The organism is Rhizobium sp. 862_C5_N1_2, from assembly GCF_051811205.1.
In the GTDB taxonomy this organism is placed as follows: Bacteria; Pseudomonadota; Alphaproteobacteria; order Rhizobiales; family Rhizobiaceae; genus Rhizobium; species Rhizobium leguminosarum.
Window position 1 is genome coordinate 4,817,282 of record NZ_JBPWPT010000001.1, and the last position, 16,023, is coordinate 4,833,304.

Consider the following 16,023-nt stretch of genomic DNA (forward strand, 5'->3'; position numbering starts at 1 on the left):
CTTACTGCAATGTTCCGGCTATCCTGGCTGTTACCGGTGGAGTTCGAGCTGATACGAAGGGCGAGCGGCGAGCATTCGTTGCCTGCCATGGCTCAATAGCACCGGCTGCAATTCCATCCGTCTTTAATGCGGCTGAAGTCCGCACCCTATCGCCACCGCCCTCCATGCGATGCGACCCCGCTTGGCGGGTTTGCAGCGACCAACCCAGTGCGCGGTTTGCTTGGACTGTCCGTTCCTTGGAGAGATAACGGCTTGCAAGGTATACCGGATCATAGGCGGGCTGCATCGCATACTCTGATCCGCTACCGTATCAGCCTTTGTGCGCTGGCAGCAATCAGCTATTTTTTTGGCCCAATCGAGTATTGATGCGTGAGAGAGCCCGACATTTCGGCCCGGCTCTCCATTTCAGGCAAGCGGGATCAGCAGCGCTTTCGATCGGATTCGAGGCTGAAGCCGTGGGTGTCTAGCTGTTTGATCTCGGACTTTGATGATGCAATCTTCTCGCAGTCTGGGGAGATTCACTATGGGCCAGGTTCTACACGGCAGCGCCACAACGACAGAGGCAACCCGTCGAGCAATACAAAATAGTCAAGAGAGCCTGAGAGCTCTTTCGAAGCGGTACGGGATCAATCAGAAGACCGTTGCCAAATGGAAGAAGCGGACGTCGTTGGCTGATCTGCCGACCGGGCCGAAAGAACCGCACTCCGCGATTTCCATATCAACCTTTCTTCCGCATTCGCTCCACAAGCGCGACAAGTTGTTCCATTTCATCACTCGACTCGCTAGCGCCGGTCGTTTCCGCCTTCAATCCGGCGATGATTTCCGCCTGCCGGTTGGTCGCGACGGTGCCGTAACTGGTGAACGTCGTCAGTACCTGCTCATGGCCCAGGTTCTGGCTCCATGCCTTAAACTGTTCCGCCGATCGGCAGCGCTGTTCTCCGAGCATGGCTAGCGTATCCCGCAAGCTATGCGGGTTGGCATAGGGCAGGCCCGCCGCCTCGAAGGCTGTCTTGAAAATGCGCCGGATGGCAGACGCGTTTTTCCAATGGTCGCGCGAAAGGCCGGCGGCGCTGAACAGGCCGGCGTTGGTAAGCGCGACTCTTGTTGCCGGAAACAACGGATCATCCGGGCCGAACCACAATTTGACTTTGAGGTGATCGATCCAGTCGGCAAGGATCGCTTCGACGTCTTCGCCAACGGGAAAAAAGAAGGTGGTGAAGCTCTTACGGTTCTTGGTCCGGACCTCGCGGGCATCCTGAAACACACTTCGAGCGGTAAGATCGACATGCTTTAGACTAAACGACGCTACGGCATTGTCCCGCGCGCCGGTCAAAAGCGTGAAGGCGATAATCGCCCGGTCCCGCTGCTCGACGTCGCTGCCGGCCGGCATCAGCGAAAGCACCCGTTTGATGTGATCGATCGTCGGCACCTTCTTGTCGCGCCGCGCCGTCGCAATCCTGCTGTCATTGGCGCTCGGATTGAAATAGTCCGCATCCGCATAAGAAATCCGCGACTTGTAGCCCGGCTGTCCGGCAAGCCAGAAGAAGAAGGCCTTGAGCGCCATCAGCCGCGAATGGACCGTTGCCTTGGAAAGCGCCCTGCCGGTCTTGGCGTTGCGCTGTCGCCCCAGGTGAGCCTTGAAGCCCTTGGCCTGCTCGATATGGAACTTGGCGAAATCGCGATAGTTCGACCATTGCTCGAAACCGGCGATTGTTGCCGCGACAAGATCCACGCTGCTCACATCTATGCGCTTGGCTTCCTTTAGATAATCGAAATAATGGCGCTTGATGCGCTCGTTTTTCGGGTGGTGTTTTTTCATGGCTCCAGTCCCTTCTCGAAGTGATCATTGCAACGGGGATTGCCCATCTCGTTTAGGCGTGGATGACCTTGGGGAAATGAAACCGCTGCTTGGCGCTCCAGAAGGGGCAATTTGGACGCGCTGAAGTTCTTGTGCGTGATCGTCTCGCAGGCTTCGCAGATCGCGCTAAGCTGTCCGCTGAGTGCTGTTCGTGGGGTGTAGTCGATCAGCCCGCCGGCAGCGGGTCTTGGTTCCCGACAACGGAAGCAGAAGAATTCGTGGAGCGCGCAACGCTGCTTCGGCTTGTCTCGCTTGGCTAGGAAGTCGCGCAAATCGCCGCCCAGGATCAAGAAGGGCCGTTGGTCGGCGATATGTTGCAATCCTGCCTTCAGCCACCGCCGGACGCTGCCCTTCGCTACGCCAAGCACTTTTGCCGCTTCTTCCACTGTGTAGCTGTAATGCCGCTTGATCGCCCGCCGGTTCGGGCGGCGCCCGGCCATTTACCGACCCCCGTCGTCAATCAACGATCGAATGTCCTCCACCCGCCACGCCGTGATGCGCGGGCCAAGCTTCACCGGCTTCGGAAACCGCCCATCCTTGATGCCGGCCCACCAAGTGGACTTGCTGACGGGGATCGGTCCGTTCGGCGCGATGATCGCGGAAAGCCGGACAAAGCCGGTTGTGGGGAAATTGGTGTTGTTCGGCATGGTGCCACCTCGTCTTGGTTGAACTGAGATGGTTCTAGATTGGCCGATAAGGACGTTGGCCGAATTCGGTTTACGCAAAACCGAATTCGGTTTTGGGCGGAGTTACTCGGTTACGTGACCGGGAAGCAGGGCTTTGGCTTCGTTGAGATATTTTCGGATGGTGTCTTCGTCCAGAGGTATGCCGAGTTCGCGAAGGGCTGTTGCGATATTTGCCACGGCGCTGTTTTTCGCCATCTCCGGGCGGTAGTGGTATTTCTTGATCGCCATGGTGACTACCAGCTTCAGAAGGCTATCCCGCTCACGGGTCCCTATCTCCGGTTGGCTTGTGCGGCTATTGCTTTTTTGGCGTTGGCTCACGGTCTCAACGAGTTCAGCATTCTTCGCTTTCAGGATCTCGACGATCGTTTGGTATTCGGCGATCATGCTTTTGGTTTTTGCCGAATATTCGTCGAGGTACTTAGAGTTGCCCTTCATCGCTTGCAGCCGGTCTTCTCGTTCCTTGGCGAGAATTGCTTGTAGGTCCGAAAGCGCTTTCTGTTTCTGATCGAAAAGGCTTTTCCAATCGGAAATTTGGACGCCTAGCGCTTCGATTTCGGTCGCAAGCTGTTCTGGAATTTCGAATCGCATTCGGCGAGCCCAGGCGACTACTATGGATGGAATGGTCTTATCCCATAATTGACCCATCGCTTTCGCACGGGTGACAATGGTGCGATGTTGTTCGTATCGGCGGACGAAATCGGATTCCGAATAAAAGGAGCCGATGGTTTGCCAATTGACCCTTCGAGGATCCTTTCCAAGGGAAAGCGCTACAATCTCTTCGAGCGACCAAAAGGACAATTTCGCCCAGTATTGGAAATCGGCGGTGCTTGTCGGCTGATTGTAAAAGCGCTCGTTCTCTTGCCGCTTTTTTACAGCGACAGTGATTTCGGATGCGCGCTCGCGTGCTTCGGCAATCCGCGCTTTTAATTCTGCCGGGGAAAGCTGCGCCAGCTCTTCGCGGAAAGATGCGGCTTCAGCGTCAGCAGCTTTCCGCTTCTCCTCAAAATCCGGATCATAGGTCTTCCCGACGTTTTCGGAGCGAGCCCCGAAACGCAAGATGGGGTAACGGTCAAAGACCAGAAACTGAATAGGGTCTAGTGCCCACAATGGTTCGAGCTTTGGCATTGCCGATTTCGCCCCGCTATCGCTGCCGGATCATAGACTCGACGGCAATGAGAAAAGAAGGGGCGGTTCCAGTCTCTTGCCTCTAATCCACCAGTGACTTCATCTTGATCATTTCCGAAGCCCACCAGTCCGCCATCTTCACACGCTCTTCCCAATAGAGCGCCCGATGATAGGCTTTGCGAACCTCATCAGCGCCGACATGGGCCAGTTCCGCTTCGATCGCATCGGGCGACCACTTGCGGCTTTCGTTCAGCAGGGACGAAGCGCTTGCCCGGAAACCGTGGGACGTCGCCTCCTCTGGGGTGAAGCCCATGCGTCGCAGGGCGCTGTTCATGGTGTTTTCGCTCATGGTGCGGGTGCGAGACGTCACGGCGGGGAACAACAGCTTCCCGTCGCCGGTCAGGGTGCGAAGTTCTTCGAGAATCGCCAAAGCGTGCGCCGAAAGCGGCTTGCGATGGTGACGGCGCATCTTCATGCGTGAAGCCGGCAGCGTCCAGATTGCCTTGTCGAAATCGATTTCACTCCATTCCGCTTGGCGAAGCTCGCCGGGTCGGGGATAAAGCAGCGCCATCAACTGAAGGGCCATACGCGTTTCTGGCATGCCTTCATAAGCCCAGATCGCTCGTAGTAAGCCACCAAACGCTTTTTTGCCGGTAACAGCGGCCCGGTGTGAGACAACCGGTGCCGTCAACGCGCCCTTCAGGCCGAAAGTCGGATCGTTGTCCGTGCGGGCCGTGGCAATGGCGTAACGGAAAATCTGCCCGACGGTCGAACGAACGCGCCGCGCGGTCTCATAGTTTCCCTTGGCTTCAATTTTTCGCAACGGAACAAGGATTTCGGCAGCGGTGATTTCGGATATTGGACGCGAACCAATGTCGGGCAGGGCAAGGCCTAGCAGCCATTCCTTCTTGTTGCGGGTCGTGTCCGCTTTGCCCTCTTTCGCGATCTTCAACAGGTATTCGTCCGCCACGGCCTTGAAGGTCACAGCATTGCTGGCCTGTTTCGCGATACGCTCCAGCTTCGCATGCTGCGAAGGGTTAATCCCCTTGGCCAATAGCGCCTTGGCAATGTCTCGCTGCCGACGGGCATCGGCAAGCGAGATTGCCGGATAGGCTCCCAGAGCCATAGTCTGCTGTTTGCCATCGAAGCGATAGGACAACCGCCACAGCTTTGAACCTCGCGGGGACACCAGAATGTGCAGTCCGCCGCCATCACTGTATTTTGTTGGCTTTTCTGTTGGTTTCAGAGCCTTTAAGGCGGTATCTGTGAGCGCCATGTTGGTATCCAGCCGAAAATCTGTTGGCATCGGGCCAATCCGCTGTTGGCATTTCCTGCCAAGCACCAACGATGCTACCAACAATATTCTCGGATGCAACGGGACGTCACCGGACGCCAGAGAACAAAAAAACCCGGAAAACCGGGCTTTTTGCTTTGCTTCTGGACCATCTAGGACAGTCTGAAACGGGAATTTGGTGCCCAGAAGAGGACTCGAACCTCCACACCCTTTCGGGTACCAGCACCTGAAGCTGGCGCGTCTACCAATTCCGCCATCTGGGCGACGGAGAGCGATGTAAGGGGGTGGCCCCTGACTGTCAACTGGGTTTTTGAAGTTTTTCTGACAGTTGGCGAAAAAGCGGCCGATCACATGCGAGGGAGCGCCGAAGGGTGGGCATAGCGCTCCGGTTGGCACGCCCTATATAGAGGAAATATCGAAAGGAATGCATCATGCTTGCTCCCCGCACGCTTCTGCTCGCCGGTCTCTTGGCCGTTTTGTCACCCGCCGTCGCCGGGGCCGATTCGCTGAAGCTGGGCAAGCCCGGGGTCGGGCCGCTCAATACCGGCTCGACGCTTTGCGATTTTCGCGGCTGCTTCGGGTTCGGGCCGCAGCAATGGCATCGCCCCGCCTATGTCCAGCCGAACTACCGCCCGCGCGGCGCGGGGCCGACCTATTACCGGCCGGGCGCTGCCGGGCCGCCGCAGCTGACCTATGATCCGCCGCCGGTGCAAAGGGTGCAGCCGAAGGCGCGCGACATGAACAGCCATGCCGCCTGGTGCAGCAACGAGTACCGCTCCTACAATCCGCGGACGGATCGGTTCCTCACCTATGAGGGCATCTACAAGACCTGCCGCTCGCCCTATCGCTGATCGTCGTGATTAGCTTTCGAGCGAGGCGCGGTCGACATGGCCGAGATCTCGGCCGGGCTCGACGATGTCGCGGACCCGCTGCTTCAGCTCCTTCGGCCCGGGAAAGCCGCCGTCGCGCTTGCGCTCCCAGATCAGATCGCCATTGACGCGGATCTCGAAATTGCCGCCGGTGGCGGGGATCAGCGCCACTTCACCGAGGCTGTCGGAAAAGGTGTGCAGAAGCTCCTGCGCCATCCAGCTGGCGCGCAGCAGCCAGTTGCACTGGGTGCAGTAGAGGATCGTGACGCGGGCTTTTTCGGTCATGGCGATGTCCTTTCGTTTGTTGAGATTTAAGCCCTGTGGCGCGTGCGCGCAATCGCCCTCGCTAGAGCATGATGCCGAAAAGTGTGAGCGGTTTTCGGGCGACATCATGCTCCAACTATTTAATTAAGAACAGGATTCAGATTTTGGGCCGAACCGGCCTAAAGCCTGAATCCTGTTCTGGCGTCTTGCGCGCCGTCCTCCGCCATGGTCTCTTCCGATGGTCGGCCATACCAGGAAGAGCCCATGCGCGTCGCAGTCATCGAAAATATGCGAAATACCGGCCTCGGCGCGCTTGCCGCAGCGCTCGACGAGGCGGGAGCGGAGATCGAGTGGTTCCGGGTGTGGCAGGACGGCATCCTGCCGCTGGATATATCGGGCCATGACGCGCTGGTCGTTCTCGGCGGCGAGCAGAGCGCGCTGGATGACGAAACCCATCCCTATCTGCCGGAGCTCGCCCGGCTCACGCGCCGCTTCGGCGATGCCGGCAAGGCCGTGCTCGGCATCTGCCTCGGCAGCCAGATTCTCGCCCGCGCTTATGGCGCCAACAATCACTTAGGGATCGCTCGCGAATTCGGCTGGCACCGGATCGGCGTCACCGTCGATGGCCGGGCCGATCCGCTGCTGTCGGCGCTTGGCGGCGAGTTCACCATCTTCGAATGGCATGCCGACACGTTTTCCCTGCCTGAGGGCGCGGTGCGTCTCGCCTCGAGCCCCGTCGCCGAGAACCAGGCCTTCCGCATCGGTCGCGCCGTCTATGGCACCCAGTTCCATTTCGAGGCCAATTCGGACGTCGTCGAGCAATGGAAGGCCGAATTTCCCGACACGATCGCGCGTATTGCGCCGGGCTGGCTGGAGAACCATGCAGAGCTGGCGGCAAGGCATGGCGGAGCCGCCGATGCCGCGGGCCTTGCCATTGCGCGCGCCTGGGTCAGCCTGATCGAACGGGAAGAGGTCGAAATGCTGTCGCAGGCCTCGGCGTGAGGGGTGATGCGATGGCGGCCAGTGAACGCGAAAAGATGGCGGCAGGCGAATGGTATTGCTGCCTCGATGACGAGCTCGATCTCTTGCGCCGGCAGGCGCGCATGGTCGTCCATGCGCACAACACGCTGCCGCCGGATGAGCGCGGCGCGATGGCGCCGGCCCTGAGGGCACTCTTTGCGCAGGCAGCACTCAATGTCTTCATCGAAGCACCGTTTCACTGCTCCTACGGCATCAACATCACTCTCGGCGAACGCGTCTATTTCAATGCCGGCTGCACCATCCTCGATTCCGGCCGGGTGACGATCGGTGATCGCAGCATGTTCGGCCCGGGGGTGCAGATCTATTGCGCCGAGCATCACAAGGAGCCGGCGCTTCGCAGCATGGGCATCGAGATCGCTCGGCCAGTCACCATCGGCAACGACGTCTGGATCGGTGGCAGCGCCATCATCCTCGGCGGCGTCACCATCGGCGACGGTGCGATTGTCGGCGCCGGTGCGGTGGTCACCAGGGATGTGCCGGCCGGCGCAACCGTAGTCGGCAATCCGGCCCGCATCCGCTAACGCCGGCTCCTATCCCGTGATGGCCCCTCGCCATCTCGACAGCGGCGATCATTCCGCTAGATCAGAGGGCAAAACGGGAGGGAAGCATGAACGAACTGAATTTACCGATGGAGGGTGGCTGCCGTTGCGGCCGGGTGCGATTGAAGATCAGCGCTCCGCCGCTGCTCACCATGGCCTGCCATTGCACGGGGTGCCAGAAGATGACATCAAGCGCCTATTCGCTGAGTGCGGCCATCCCAAGCGAAGGCTTCGAGGTGACGCAAGGCGAACCGGTGATCGGCGGCCTGCATGGCGTCACGAAGCATTATTTCTGCCCGCATTGCATGAGCTGGATGTTCACCCGGCCGGAAGGCATGGACTGGTTCGTCAATCTGCGCGCGACCATGCTCGACGATCCGAGCTGGTTCACGCCCTTCATCGAAACCTGGACAAGCGAGAAGCTGTCCTTCGCCGAGACCGGGGCGGTGTACAGCTACGCGGCGCTGCCCGAAATGGACGCCTATGAGGGGCTGGTGAAGGAATATATGGGCAGGGGATGAGGCTCAGAAACCCTGGAAGAGAAAATCGACGGCGGCGATAATTCGATCACTGTCGGCGGTAAGATCCGCCACCACGCCTCCAATCTCCTTTACGGAAATTGCGCCGGTGAATTGGGTAGCCATCACATAGGGCAGGTCATTGATCACGAATTGTGGATTGAGCTGACGCATGATTTTGGGAAGCGCTTGCAATGGAAGCATCGGCGCCAGGGTCCGCGTTGTCAGCTCACCAAGCAAGTCGAACTGCAGATCGAGGGCAAGCGCGTCGGTATGCATGAGATTGTAAACATGAAACCGAGCCATCAGAACTGTCGATATTTCTGAAACGGCAGACCGTGCTTTTCGACATAGGCATTGGAAGCGGCAATAGCCTCGGCGTTCTCGATACGCCAAAGCCGCTCGCGCTCCGCCTTTATGGCCTGTGCGATACCATCTTCCGCCGCCCGGGATATGTTGATCTTGAGCTCGCGCGCCTGGGAAACGAGACCTTCATCAAGAGAAAGGTTCGCTGCTTTTCTCGTCTGCTGAGCCATAACGATCTCCGCAATCTTATGCGCACATCGTATGCGCATAAGATACCGTTGAGAAGCGTTATTCGTCGCCCATCTTCAGCGCGGCGATGAAGGCTTCCTGGGGGATCTCCACCTTGCCGAACTGGCGCATGCGCTTCTTGCCGGCCTTCTGCTTGTCGAGCAGCTTGCGCTTGCGGGTGGCGTCGCCGCCGTAGCATTTCGCGGTGACGTCCTTGCGCAGCGCCGAGATCGTCTCGCGGGCAATGACGTTGCCGCCGATCGCGGCCTGGATCGGGATCTTGAACATGTGCTTCGGGATCAGCTCCTTGAGCTTCTCACACATGTCGCGGCCGCGCTTTTCGGCAGCCGTCCGGTGCACCATCATCGACAGCGCGTCGACCGGTTCGCCGTTGACGAGGATCGACATCTTTACGAGGTTGCCCTCGCGGTGGTCGGTCAGCGTGTAGTCGAAGGAGGCATAGCCCTTCGAGATCGACTTCAGCCGGTCGTAGAAATCGAACACGACTTCGTTGAGAGGCAGGTCGTAGGTCAGCATCGCGCGCGTGCCGACATAGGTGAGTTCGATCTGGATGCCGCGCCGGTCCTGGCAGAGCTTCAGGATACTGCCGAGATAGTCGTCGGGCGTCAGGATCGTCGCGCGGATCCACGGCTCGTGGATTTCCGAGATCTTGACGACATCTGGCATGTCGGCCGGATTGTGCAGCTCACGCTCCGTGCCGTCGGTCATGTACATCTTGTAGACGACGGAGGGTGCGGTGGCGATGAGGTCGAGGTCGAACTCGCGCTCCAGCCGTTCCTGGATGATTTCGAGATGCAGCAGGCCGAGGAAGCCGCAGCGGAAACCGAAGCCGAGTGCCGCCGATGATTCCATTTCGAAGGAGAAGGAGGCGTCGTTGAGGCGAAGCTTGCCCATGGCGGCGCGCAGATCCTCGAAATCGGCGGCATCGACCGGGAAGAGGCCACAGAACACCACCGGCTGGGCCGGCTTGAAGCCCGGCAGCGCCTGGGCCGTCGGCCGCTTGTCTTCGGTGATCGTGTCGCCGACGCGGGTATCGGCCACTTCCTTGATCGAGGCGGTGATGAAGCCGATCTCGCCGGGGCCGAGGCGGTCGATATTGACCATCTTCGGCGTCAGCACGCCGACGCGCTCCACCTGGTATTTCGCATCGGTGCCCATCATCCGCACCGTCTGGCCCTTGGTCAGCACGCCGTCGATGACGCGGACCAGAACCATGACGCCGAGATAGGCGTCGTACCAGCTGTCGACCAGCAGCGCCTTCAGCGGCGCCTTTTCGCCGCCCGGGCTCTTCGGCGCCGGCAGCTTGTGGACGATCGCCTCCAGCACGTCGGGAATGCCAAGGCCGGTCTTTGCCGAAATCAGCACCGCCTCCGAAGCGTCGATGCCGATCACTTCCTCGATCTGCTCCTTGATGCGGTCGGGTTCGGCGGCCGGCAGGTCGATCTTGTTGAGGACGGTGACGATCTCGTGATTGTTGTCGATCGCCTGGTAGACGTTGGCGAGTGTCTGCGCTTCGACGCCCTGGCTGGCATCGACGACAAGCAGCGAACCCTCGCAGGCCGACAGCGACCGCGAGACTTCATAGGCGAAGTCGACGTGGCCGGGCGTGTCGATCAGGTTGAGAATGTATTTCTCGCCGTTATTAGCCTGGTAGTGCAGGCGCACGGTCTGGGCCTTGATGGTGATGCCGCGCTCGCGCTCGATATCCATATTGTCGAGCACCTGCTCGGACATTTCGCGCTCGGCAAGGCCGCCCGTCGTCTGGATCAGGCGGTCGGCCAGCGTCGATTTGCCGTGGTCGATATGGGCCACGATCGAAAAGTTGCGGATATGGGACAGCGGAGTGGTGGAATTGGTGCTCATGCGCGCCATATAGCAGCGCCGCCCCCTGCCGCAAAGCGGTAATTATCCCGCTGTTTACGCTATTTCGTCCTGTGTCGGCGCCTATCAGACCGGCCACGTCTCCAGCCGCCAGGCCGAATCCCAGAACATCCATTCATATTGCGAGGCGCGCACGAAGACATCGGTCATTTGCGCCCGTTCCACCGGCGATGCGGCGCGGGCGGCAATGTCGGTCAGCGCGATCACTTCGCGGGCACCGGCGGCAAATTGCGGATCGCCATAGGTGTTGATCCAGGCCTGGAAGGCATTGCCCTCGATAACAGGCCGGTTCTTGATCGCTTCGCCGACATGCCAGTAGATCCAGAAGCAGGGAAGGATGGCGGACAGCGCCACCGCGTAGGAGCTGTGATAGGCGGTGGCAAGCAGGAAGTTCGTATAGGCAAAGCCGGCAGGCGAGGGCTCGGCTGATGTAACATCGGCGGAGGTGATGCCGAACTGGGTGAGGAAGCCGGCATGCAGGCCCTGTTCGACGGTGATCGCCTTCTGCGCCGAACCGAGAAAACGCAGGACCTGCGCATTGTCGGGCGCCTTGGCCGCAACGATCGCCAGGCATCGCGCATAATGCTTGAGGTAGAGCGCATCCTGCAGGATGTAGTGCCGGAAAACCTCGGGCGGCAGCGTGCCGTCCGAAAGGCGCTGCAGCAGCGGCAACGCCTCGATTTCAGCCATGATCGGCGCGATCCTGTCCCAGGCGGCAGCCGTGAAGCTTTCCGTCGTTTCCGTGCTCTGCATGCTGCCGTCCATCACTCTCTCCTCGGATTACGCCGCCATATATGGACGGCGCAGCGGCGAAAGCAAGCCGCGTTTTGGCCGCTTTTCGTAGACACTTGATTCCATCATCAGATAATGTATTTCTCTTATAGTGGAATCACGGGGCTGGAAAATGGAACCGGAACTCGAACAGGCGATCGGCATCCGCATCCGCACGCTGCGGCAGGAAAAGGCTCTGACGCTCGATGATCTTGCTGCGGCCTCCGGCGTCAGCCGGGCGATGATCTCGCGTATTGAGCGGGCGGAGGCGAGCCCGACCGCCTCGCTGCTGGCAAGGATCTGCGCCGCGCTCGGCCTGTCGCTGTCGGCCTTCTTCGCGGAAGAGGGGCAGGCCTCGCCGCTCGCCCGGAGGCAGGAACAGCAGGTCTGGCGCGATCCGGAGACCGGTTATATCAGACGGTCTGTTTCACCCCCGGGCACCGCCTCCGATGTCGATATCGTCGAGGTTGAATTCCCGGCCGGCGCCCGCGTCAGCTTCCCCCCGCATGCGAGCGCCCATGGCATGACGCAGCATATCTGGCTGTTCGACGGCGAACTGGAGATGACGGCGGCTGAGATCGTCTACCGGCTGCGGCCGGGCGATTGCCTCTTCATGCCGGTCGGCGAGGGTCACGTCTTCCACAATCCCGGCAACGCGCCCGCACGCTATTGCGTCGTGCTCGATCGCGGCGGCCGATAACAGTATTCATTTCAGGAGAACAGCATGCCTGCTATTCGTACCCTTTCCGCCGAGGAGGCCCGCGCCGCCATTCCGGCCCTTTCGCAAGTGCTTGTCGATTGCGTGGCGGGCGGCGCCTCCGTCGGCTTCATGCAGCCCTATGGGCCTGAAGATGCCGAGCCCTATTGGCGTGATGTCGCCGATGCCGTTGCCACCGGCGGCAATCTGCTGCTGGTTGCCGAACTCGACGGCAGGATCGTCGGCACCGTCCAGGTGGGCGCCGCACAGATGCCGAACCAGCCGCATCGCGGCGACCTGAAGAAGCTGCTGGTGCATCGCTCCGCCCGCGGCAAGGGGCTCGCCCGGCTGCTGATGGATGCCGCCGAGCGTGAGGCGGCAAGCCGCGGCAAGACCCTGCTCGTGCTCGACACGGCAACCGGCAGCGATGCCGAGGCGATCTATCCGCGCCTGGGCTGGCAGCGTGTCGGTGTCATCCCCAATTACGCGCTGTGGCCGGAAGGCGGCTTCTGCGCCACCACCCTGTTCTACAAGCGGCTTACCTGATTGCGCCGGCCCCGCTCATGCCGGCCTGGCGAAGACCGGAAGCGCGCCGCCAAGCGTCGTGCCCGCCGTCCATTGCACCGCATTCCAGCCGAACTGTCGCGCCGCTTCGATGTTTTCGGCCATATCGTCGATGAAGGCGATGTCGCCGGGCAGCACGCCGGCCCGCTCGGTCGCCAGCCGGAAGAAATCGGGAGAAGGCTTGTTGTGTCCGAGTGCTGCGGAATAGATGATGTCGTCGAAATGTGCGCTAAGGCCGATCTGCTCCATCAGGTAGCGTGCCCGCCTATGCTCCTGGTTGGTCGCCAGCAAGAGAGTGATGCCGCTTTGCCTGAGAGCAGCGAGTTCTTCGAGCAGATTGCGGTCGAGACGGGAATCGTTTTCGAACCAGTAGTCGATCAGTGTTTCGGCGCTGAGGTGGGGCGCAATCTTTGCCAGAACGCCGGCGAGCCTCGGCTCCAGCGTCTCGCGGCCGACGATGATATCGCGCCAGTGGGTCTGGAAGAATTCCTGCTGCAGCAGGTCGACCCGCAGACCGAGGTCGCGTTCCAGATAGGTGAAGTGAGGCAGGCCGTCGGCGGGGCGACCATGAATGAGTACGCCGTCGACATCGACCATCAGCACTTTCATGCGGAATATTTCCTCGTTCTCAAAACACCGGCGAAGGTGGCGTCATCCGCCTGGACGTTCAAGACGGCGCGCCACTTTTTTGTCGCGGCCGAGCCGTGTAAATCTCCATCGTCAATCAAGGGCAGGATCTGAAATGCGCGTCATCTATTCCGAAGACCACAAGCTGCGCGATGCCAGGACCGAGCTGCATGCCGGCCAACTGGTGACGCCCTTCGAGGCGCCGTTTCGCGCCGAATGGATCCTGGCGGCGGTCAAGGAGGTGGGCTTTACCGACGTGGTGGCGCCTGATGCGCATGGATTGGAAACGGCGCTAGAGGTGCATGATCCCGCCTATCTGGATTTTCTTGCCACCGTCTGGGACCGCTGGGTGGCGGCCGGTTTCACCGGCGAGGCGATCGCCAATTCCTTCGCCGTTCGCCGTACCAGCCAGCGCGTGCCCAACAATATCGTCGGCGCGATCGGCCATTACGCCAATGCCGCCGATACCTCGATCACCAAGGGCTCCTACGAGGCGGCGATCGCCTCCATGCGCTGCGCGATCACAGGCGCCGATTGGCTGAATGCCGGCAATCGTTTCGCCTTCGCGCTCTGCCGCCCGCCCGGCCACCATGCCGGCATCGATCTCTTCGGCGGTTATTGCTTCATCAACAATTCAGGTGTCGCGGCGCAGCGGCTGCTCGACCATGGTGCGAGAAAAGTCGCGGTGCTGGATGTCGATTTCCACCACGGCAACGGCACGCAGGATCTTTTCTATCACAGAGGCGATGTCTTCACCGCCTCGCTGCATGGCGATCCGATGCATGCCTTTCCCTATTTCCTCGGCCATGCCGACGAGGAAGGCGAGGGGGAGGGCGAAGGTAGCAACCGCAACTATCCGATGCTCCCGGGCACGCCTTGGGATGTCTGGTCTTCGGCCCTTGCCGATGCGCTCACCCGCATCAAGACCTTCGGCGCCGAGGCGATCGTCGTGGCACTCGGCGTCGACACTTTCGAGCGCGATCCGATCTCCTTCTTCAGCCTCACCTCCGACGATTTCACCCGCATGGGCGCGATGATATCAGCCGCCGGCCTGCCGGTGCTCGCCTGCATGGAGGGCGGCTACGGTGTGCCGGAGATCGGCCTCAACGTCGCCAATGTCCTCAAGGGCCTGGAAGCCTGATCTCTGCCGATGACCGACGAGACCGTTCCCTCCGACATTCCGACACCCCGCATGCTGAGCTGGGCGCGCAACTCCACCGTCTATCGCCTCGAGCGGCGGATGATGACGGAAAAGCAGCTGTTTGACGCCATTGCCCGCAAGGCGAAGGAGAAATTCGAGGATATCAGCGCGGCGCAACTCAAGGCCGTTGCCGATTTCGCCGTCAAATTTGCCTATGACAATAAGGTGCTCGACGATAGCGCCTATGCGGAGATCAGCACGCGCTCGGCCGTGCGCGGCGGTAAATCGAAGCGCGCGATCGCCCAGAAGCTTGCTGCCAAGGGCGTCTCCAGCGACAAGGTCGAAGTGGCACTTGAGGAGGCTGACGATCTCTATGCCGCAGCGATCTTTGCCCGCAAACGCGCCTTCGGCCCCTTCCGCCGGGTCGAGCTCGACGAAAAGCGAAAGGCGAAAGAGCTTTCGGCTTTCGCCCGCAACGGCTTCAGCTTCGACATCGGCAGGAAGGTCTTCGACATGAGCTTTGAAGACGCCGAAGAGGTCATCCTTGCTGGCCGATCTTTGGCGCCTCAGCATCAGCGCTCTTGATCCCGGCATGAAAAGTTTGAATTTGGTTCTCACCCGTCTTCGGCCTAGAACCGCGCCAGGATCGGGGGCCACATGGACATCAAGAATATCGAGACCGGGACAGACGGCGCAGCCTTGATTGCGCAGCCGGGCGTATCGCCGAGTTCGGGTGGCTTGGCGGCCGGTGTCGCGATGTGCCTGATGTCGATGTCTTCGATCCAGTTCGGCGCAGCACTGTCTTCGTCAGCCATTGCGACCTATGGCGTTGCCGGCGCCACCTGGCTGCGGCTTGCTTTCGCGGCGATCATCCTTGCCGTCGTCGTCAGGCCTTCGGTGCTGCGTTATAGCGGCGCCCAATGGCGGGCGACATTGCTGCTCGGCACGACGACGGCCGCCATGACGCTCTGCTTCTTCGCGGCGATCCAGCGGCTGCCGCTCGGCCTGGCGATCGCCATCGATTTCCTCGGGCCGCTCTCGGTCGCCGTCTTCGGCTATGGCCTGACCTGGCGGCTCGCCTGGCCGTTGATCGCTGCGGCCGGCATTCTCTTCCTCGCCCATGACGGCGAAGGCTGGGTCGGCAATCTTCCGGGCGTCCTCTTCGCTCTCGGCTCGGCTGTGGGATGGGCGGTCTATATCCTACTGACGAAGAAAGTCGGCGCTGCCTTCAAGGGTCTGGAAGGCCTCTCGATGTCGCTGATCGTTGCCGGCCTCGTCGCGACCCCCTTCGGCCTTGCCGAGACAGGGGGCGCCTTCACGCTGAAGGGACTGGTCGAGGTTCTCGGCCTTGCCATCCTCGTGCCGCTCTTGCCCTATGCGCTGGAAATGGTGGCGCTGCGGCGCATGCCGTCGGCATCCTTCGGCATCCTGATGAGCCTCGAACCGGCGATCGGCGCGCTCGCCGGCTTTCTGATCCTCGCCCAGCCGATGACCGCGCTGCAGATACTGGGTACGGCGCTCGTGGTGGCGGCCAGCGCCGGCGCCACCGCCTCGGCGGCGAAGACTTAGAGCTGAATGCCTGCGCTATTTCGT

Annotated in this window: 20 protein-coding genes, 1 tRNA gene and 1 pseudogene; 10 read left to right on the forward strand and 12 right to left on the reverse strand. The window is 60.7% G+C overall.

Features of this window, described 5'->3' with window-relative positions; genetic code table 11:
* Positions 1-523 precede the first annotated feature (523 nt).
* Positions 524-706, forward strand: a pseudogene (locus ACD590_RS23610) (IS481 family transposase); the annotation flags it as partial.
* Positions 707-718: 12 nt separating this feature from the next.
* Here the strand turns inward: ACD590_RS23610 and ACD590_RS23615 are convergent.
* The 6 genes from ACD590_RS23615 to ACD590_RS23640 all read right to left on the reverse strand — a co-directional run bounded on the left by ACD590_RS23615 (position 719) and on the right by ACD590_RS23640 (position 5,226).
* A complete protein-coding gene (locus ACD590_RS23615; RefSeq protein ID WP_439003435.1) occupies positions 719-1,819 on the reverse strand; it encodes a tyrosine-type recombinase/integrase in 1,101 nt (366 codons plus the stop codon).
* Positions 1,816-2,298, reverse strand: a complete 483-nt coding sequence (locus ACD590_RS23620) for a helix-turn-helix domain-containing protein (protein ID WP_439003436.1) — start codon at positions 2,296-2,298, stop codon at positions 1,816-1,818. Before ACD590_RS23620 ends, ACD590_RS23615 begins: the two co-directional genes overlap by 4 nt.
* The gene (locus tag ACD590_RS23625) at positions 2,299-2,505 is read right to left on the reverse strand and encodes a helix-turn-helix transcriptional regulator (protein ID WP_439003437.1); all 207 of its coding nucleotides are present in this window, start codon (positions 2,503-2,505) and stop codon (positions 2,299-2,301) included.
* 102 nt (positions 2,506-2,607) lie between these two features.
* Positions 2,608-3,669: a hypothetical protein gene (locus tag ACD590_RS23630; protein WP_439003438.1), complete on the reverse strand. Its 1,062-nt coding sequence runs from the start codon at positions 3,667-3,669 to the stop codon at positions 2,608-2,610.
* Positions 3,670-3,751: 82 nt separating this feature from the next.
* A complete protein-coding gene (locus ACD590_RS23635) occupies positions 3,752-4,945 on the reverse strand; it encodes a tyrosine-type recombinase/integrase (protein WP_439003439.1) in 1,194 nt (397 codons plus the stop codon).
* A 194-nt stretch (positions 4,946-5,139) separates the two neighbouring features.
* Positions 5,140-5,226, reverse strand: a tRNA-Leu gene (locus tag ACD590_RS23640).
* Positions 5,227-5,394: 168 nt separating this feature from the next.
* Between ACD590_RS23640 and ACD590_RS23645 the strand changes: the two genes are divergently transcribed.
* Positions 5,395-5,814, forward strand: a complete 420-nt coding sequence (locus ACD590_RS23645; protein ID WP_028731782.1) for a BA14K family protein — start codon at positions 5,395-5,397, stop codon at positions 5,812-5,814.
* 9 nt (positions 5,815-5,823) lie between these two features.
* Here ACD590_RS23645 and ACD590_RS23650 read toward each other — a convergent pair whose 3' ends face one another.
* Entirely contained in the window at positions 5,824-6,117 is a 294-nt protein-coding gene (locus ACD590_RS23650) for a SelT/SelW/SelH family protein (protein ID WP_003544579.1), read from the reverse strand.
* Positions 6,118-6,321: 204 nt separating this feature from the next.
* On the opposite strand from ACD590_RS23650, the gene ACD590_RS23655 reads away from it, so the two are divergent.
* The 3 genes from ACD590_RS23655 to ACD590_RS23665 all read left to right on the forward strand — a co-directional run bounded on the left by ACD590_RS23655 (position 6,322) and on the right by ACD590_RS23665 (position 8,197).
* Positions 6,322-7,098: a type 1 glutamine amidotransferase gene (locus ACD590_RS23655; RefSeq protein WP_439003440.1), complete on the forward strand. Its 777-nt coding sequence runs from the start codon at positions 6,322-6,324 to the stop codon at positions 7,096-7,098.
* Between the two features lie 11 nt (positions 7,099-7,109).
* The gene (locus tag ACD590_RS23660) at positions 7,110-7,658 is read left to right on the forward strand and encodes a sugar O-acetyltransferase (protein ID WP_028731780.1); all 549 of its coding nucleotides are present in this window, start codon (positions 7,110-7,112) and stop codon (positions 7,656-7,658) included.
* Positions 7,659-7,744: 86 nt separating this feature from the next.
* Entirely contained in the window at positions 7,745-8,197 is a 453-nt protein-coding gene (locus ACD590_RS23665) for a GFA family protein (protein ID WP_028731779.1), read from the forward strand.
* Positions 8,198-8,200: 3 nt separating this feature from the next.
* On the opposite strand, the gene ACD590_RS23670 is transcribed toward ACD590_RS23665, so the two are convergent.
* From ACD590_RS23670 to tenA, 4 genes are all read right to left on the reverse strand, one after another.
* Positions 8,201-8,500, reverse strand: a complete 300-nt coding sequence (locus ACD590_RS23670; protein WP_028731778.1) for a CcdB family protein — start codon at positions 8,498-8,500, stop codon at positions 8,201-8,203.
* A complete protein-coding gene (locus ACD590_RS23675) occupies positions 8,500-8,730 on the reverse strand; it encodes a type II toxin-antitoxin system CcdA family antitoxin (protein ID WP_028731777.1) in 231 nt (76 codons plus the stop codon). Before ACD590_RS23675 ends, ACD590_RS23670 begins: the two co-directional genes overlap by 1 nt.
* A 58-nt stretch (positions 8,731-8,788) precedes the next feature.
* Positions 8,789-10,621, reverse strand: a complete 1,833-nt coding sequence (lepA, locus tag ACD590_RS23680) for a translation elongation factor 4 (RefSeq protein WP_017962846.1) — start codon at positions 10,619-10,621, stop codon at positions 8,789-8,791.
* A gap of 75 nt (positions 10,622-10,696) precedes the next feature.
* Positions 10,697-11,395 (reverse strand): thiaminase II, encoded by a 699-nt coding sequence (tenA, locus tag ACD590_RS23685; RefSeq protein WP_018447941.1) that lies wholly within the window; start codon positions 11,393-11,395, stop codon positions 10,697-10,699.
* Positions 11,396-11,534: 139 nt separating this feature from the next.
* On the opposite strand from tenA, the gene ACD590_RS23690 reads away from it, so the two are divergent.
* Positions 11,535-12,101 (forward strand): helix-turn-helix domain-containing protein, encoded by a 567-nt coding sequence (locus ACD590_RS23690; RefSeq protein ID WP_018447940.1) that lies wholly within the window; start codon positions 11,535-11,537, stop codon positions 12,099-12,101.
* Positions 12,102-12,125: 24 nt separating this feature from the next.
* Positions 12,126-12,644 (forward strand): GNAT family N-acetyltransferase, encoded by a 519-nt coding sequence (locus tag ACD590_RS23695; RefSeq protein WP_028731776.1) that lies wholly within the window; start codon positions 12,126-12,128, stop codon positions 12,642-12,644.
* A gap of 15 nt (positions 12,645-12,659) precedes the next feature.
* On the opposite strand, the gene ACD590_RS23700 is transcribed toward ACD590_RS23695, so the two are convergent.
* A complete protein-coding gene (locus ACD590_RS23700) occupies positions 12,660-13,271 on the reverse strand; it encodes an HAD family hydrolase (RefSeq protein ID WP_439003441.1) in 612 nt (203 codons plus the stop codon).
* Positions 13,272-13,404: 133 nt separating this feature from the next.
* On the opposite strand from ACD590_RS23700, the gene ACD590_RS23705 reads away from it, so the two are divergent.
* From ACD590_RS23705 to ACD590_RS23715, 3 genes are all read left to right on the forward strand, one after another.
* Positions 13,405-14,430 (forward strand): histone deacetylase family protein, encoded by a 1,026-nt coding sequence (locus ACD590_RS23705; protein ID WP_131647417.1) that lies wholly within the window; start codon positions 13,405-13,407, stop codon positions 14,428-14,430.
* A gap of 9 nt (positions 14,431-14,439) precedes the next feature.
* Complete coding sequence (gene recX, locus ACD590_RS23710; RefSeq protein ID WP_131631003.1) at positions 14,440-15,015, forward strand: recombination regulator RecX; 576 nt, start codon at positions 14,440-14,442, stop codon at positions 15,013-15,015.
* A 72-nt stretch (positions 15,016-15,087) separates the two neighbouring features.
* Positions 15,088-15,999: an EamA family transporter gene (locus ACD590_RS23715; RefSeq protein ID WP_439003442.1), complete on the forward strand. Its 912-nt coding sequence runs from the start codon at positions 15,088-15,090 to the stop codon at positions 15,997-15,999.
* Positions 16,000-16,023: the final 24 nt, after the last annotated feature.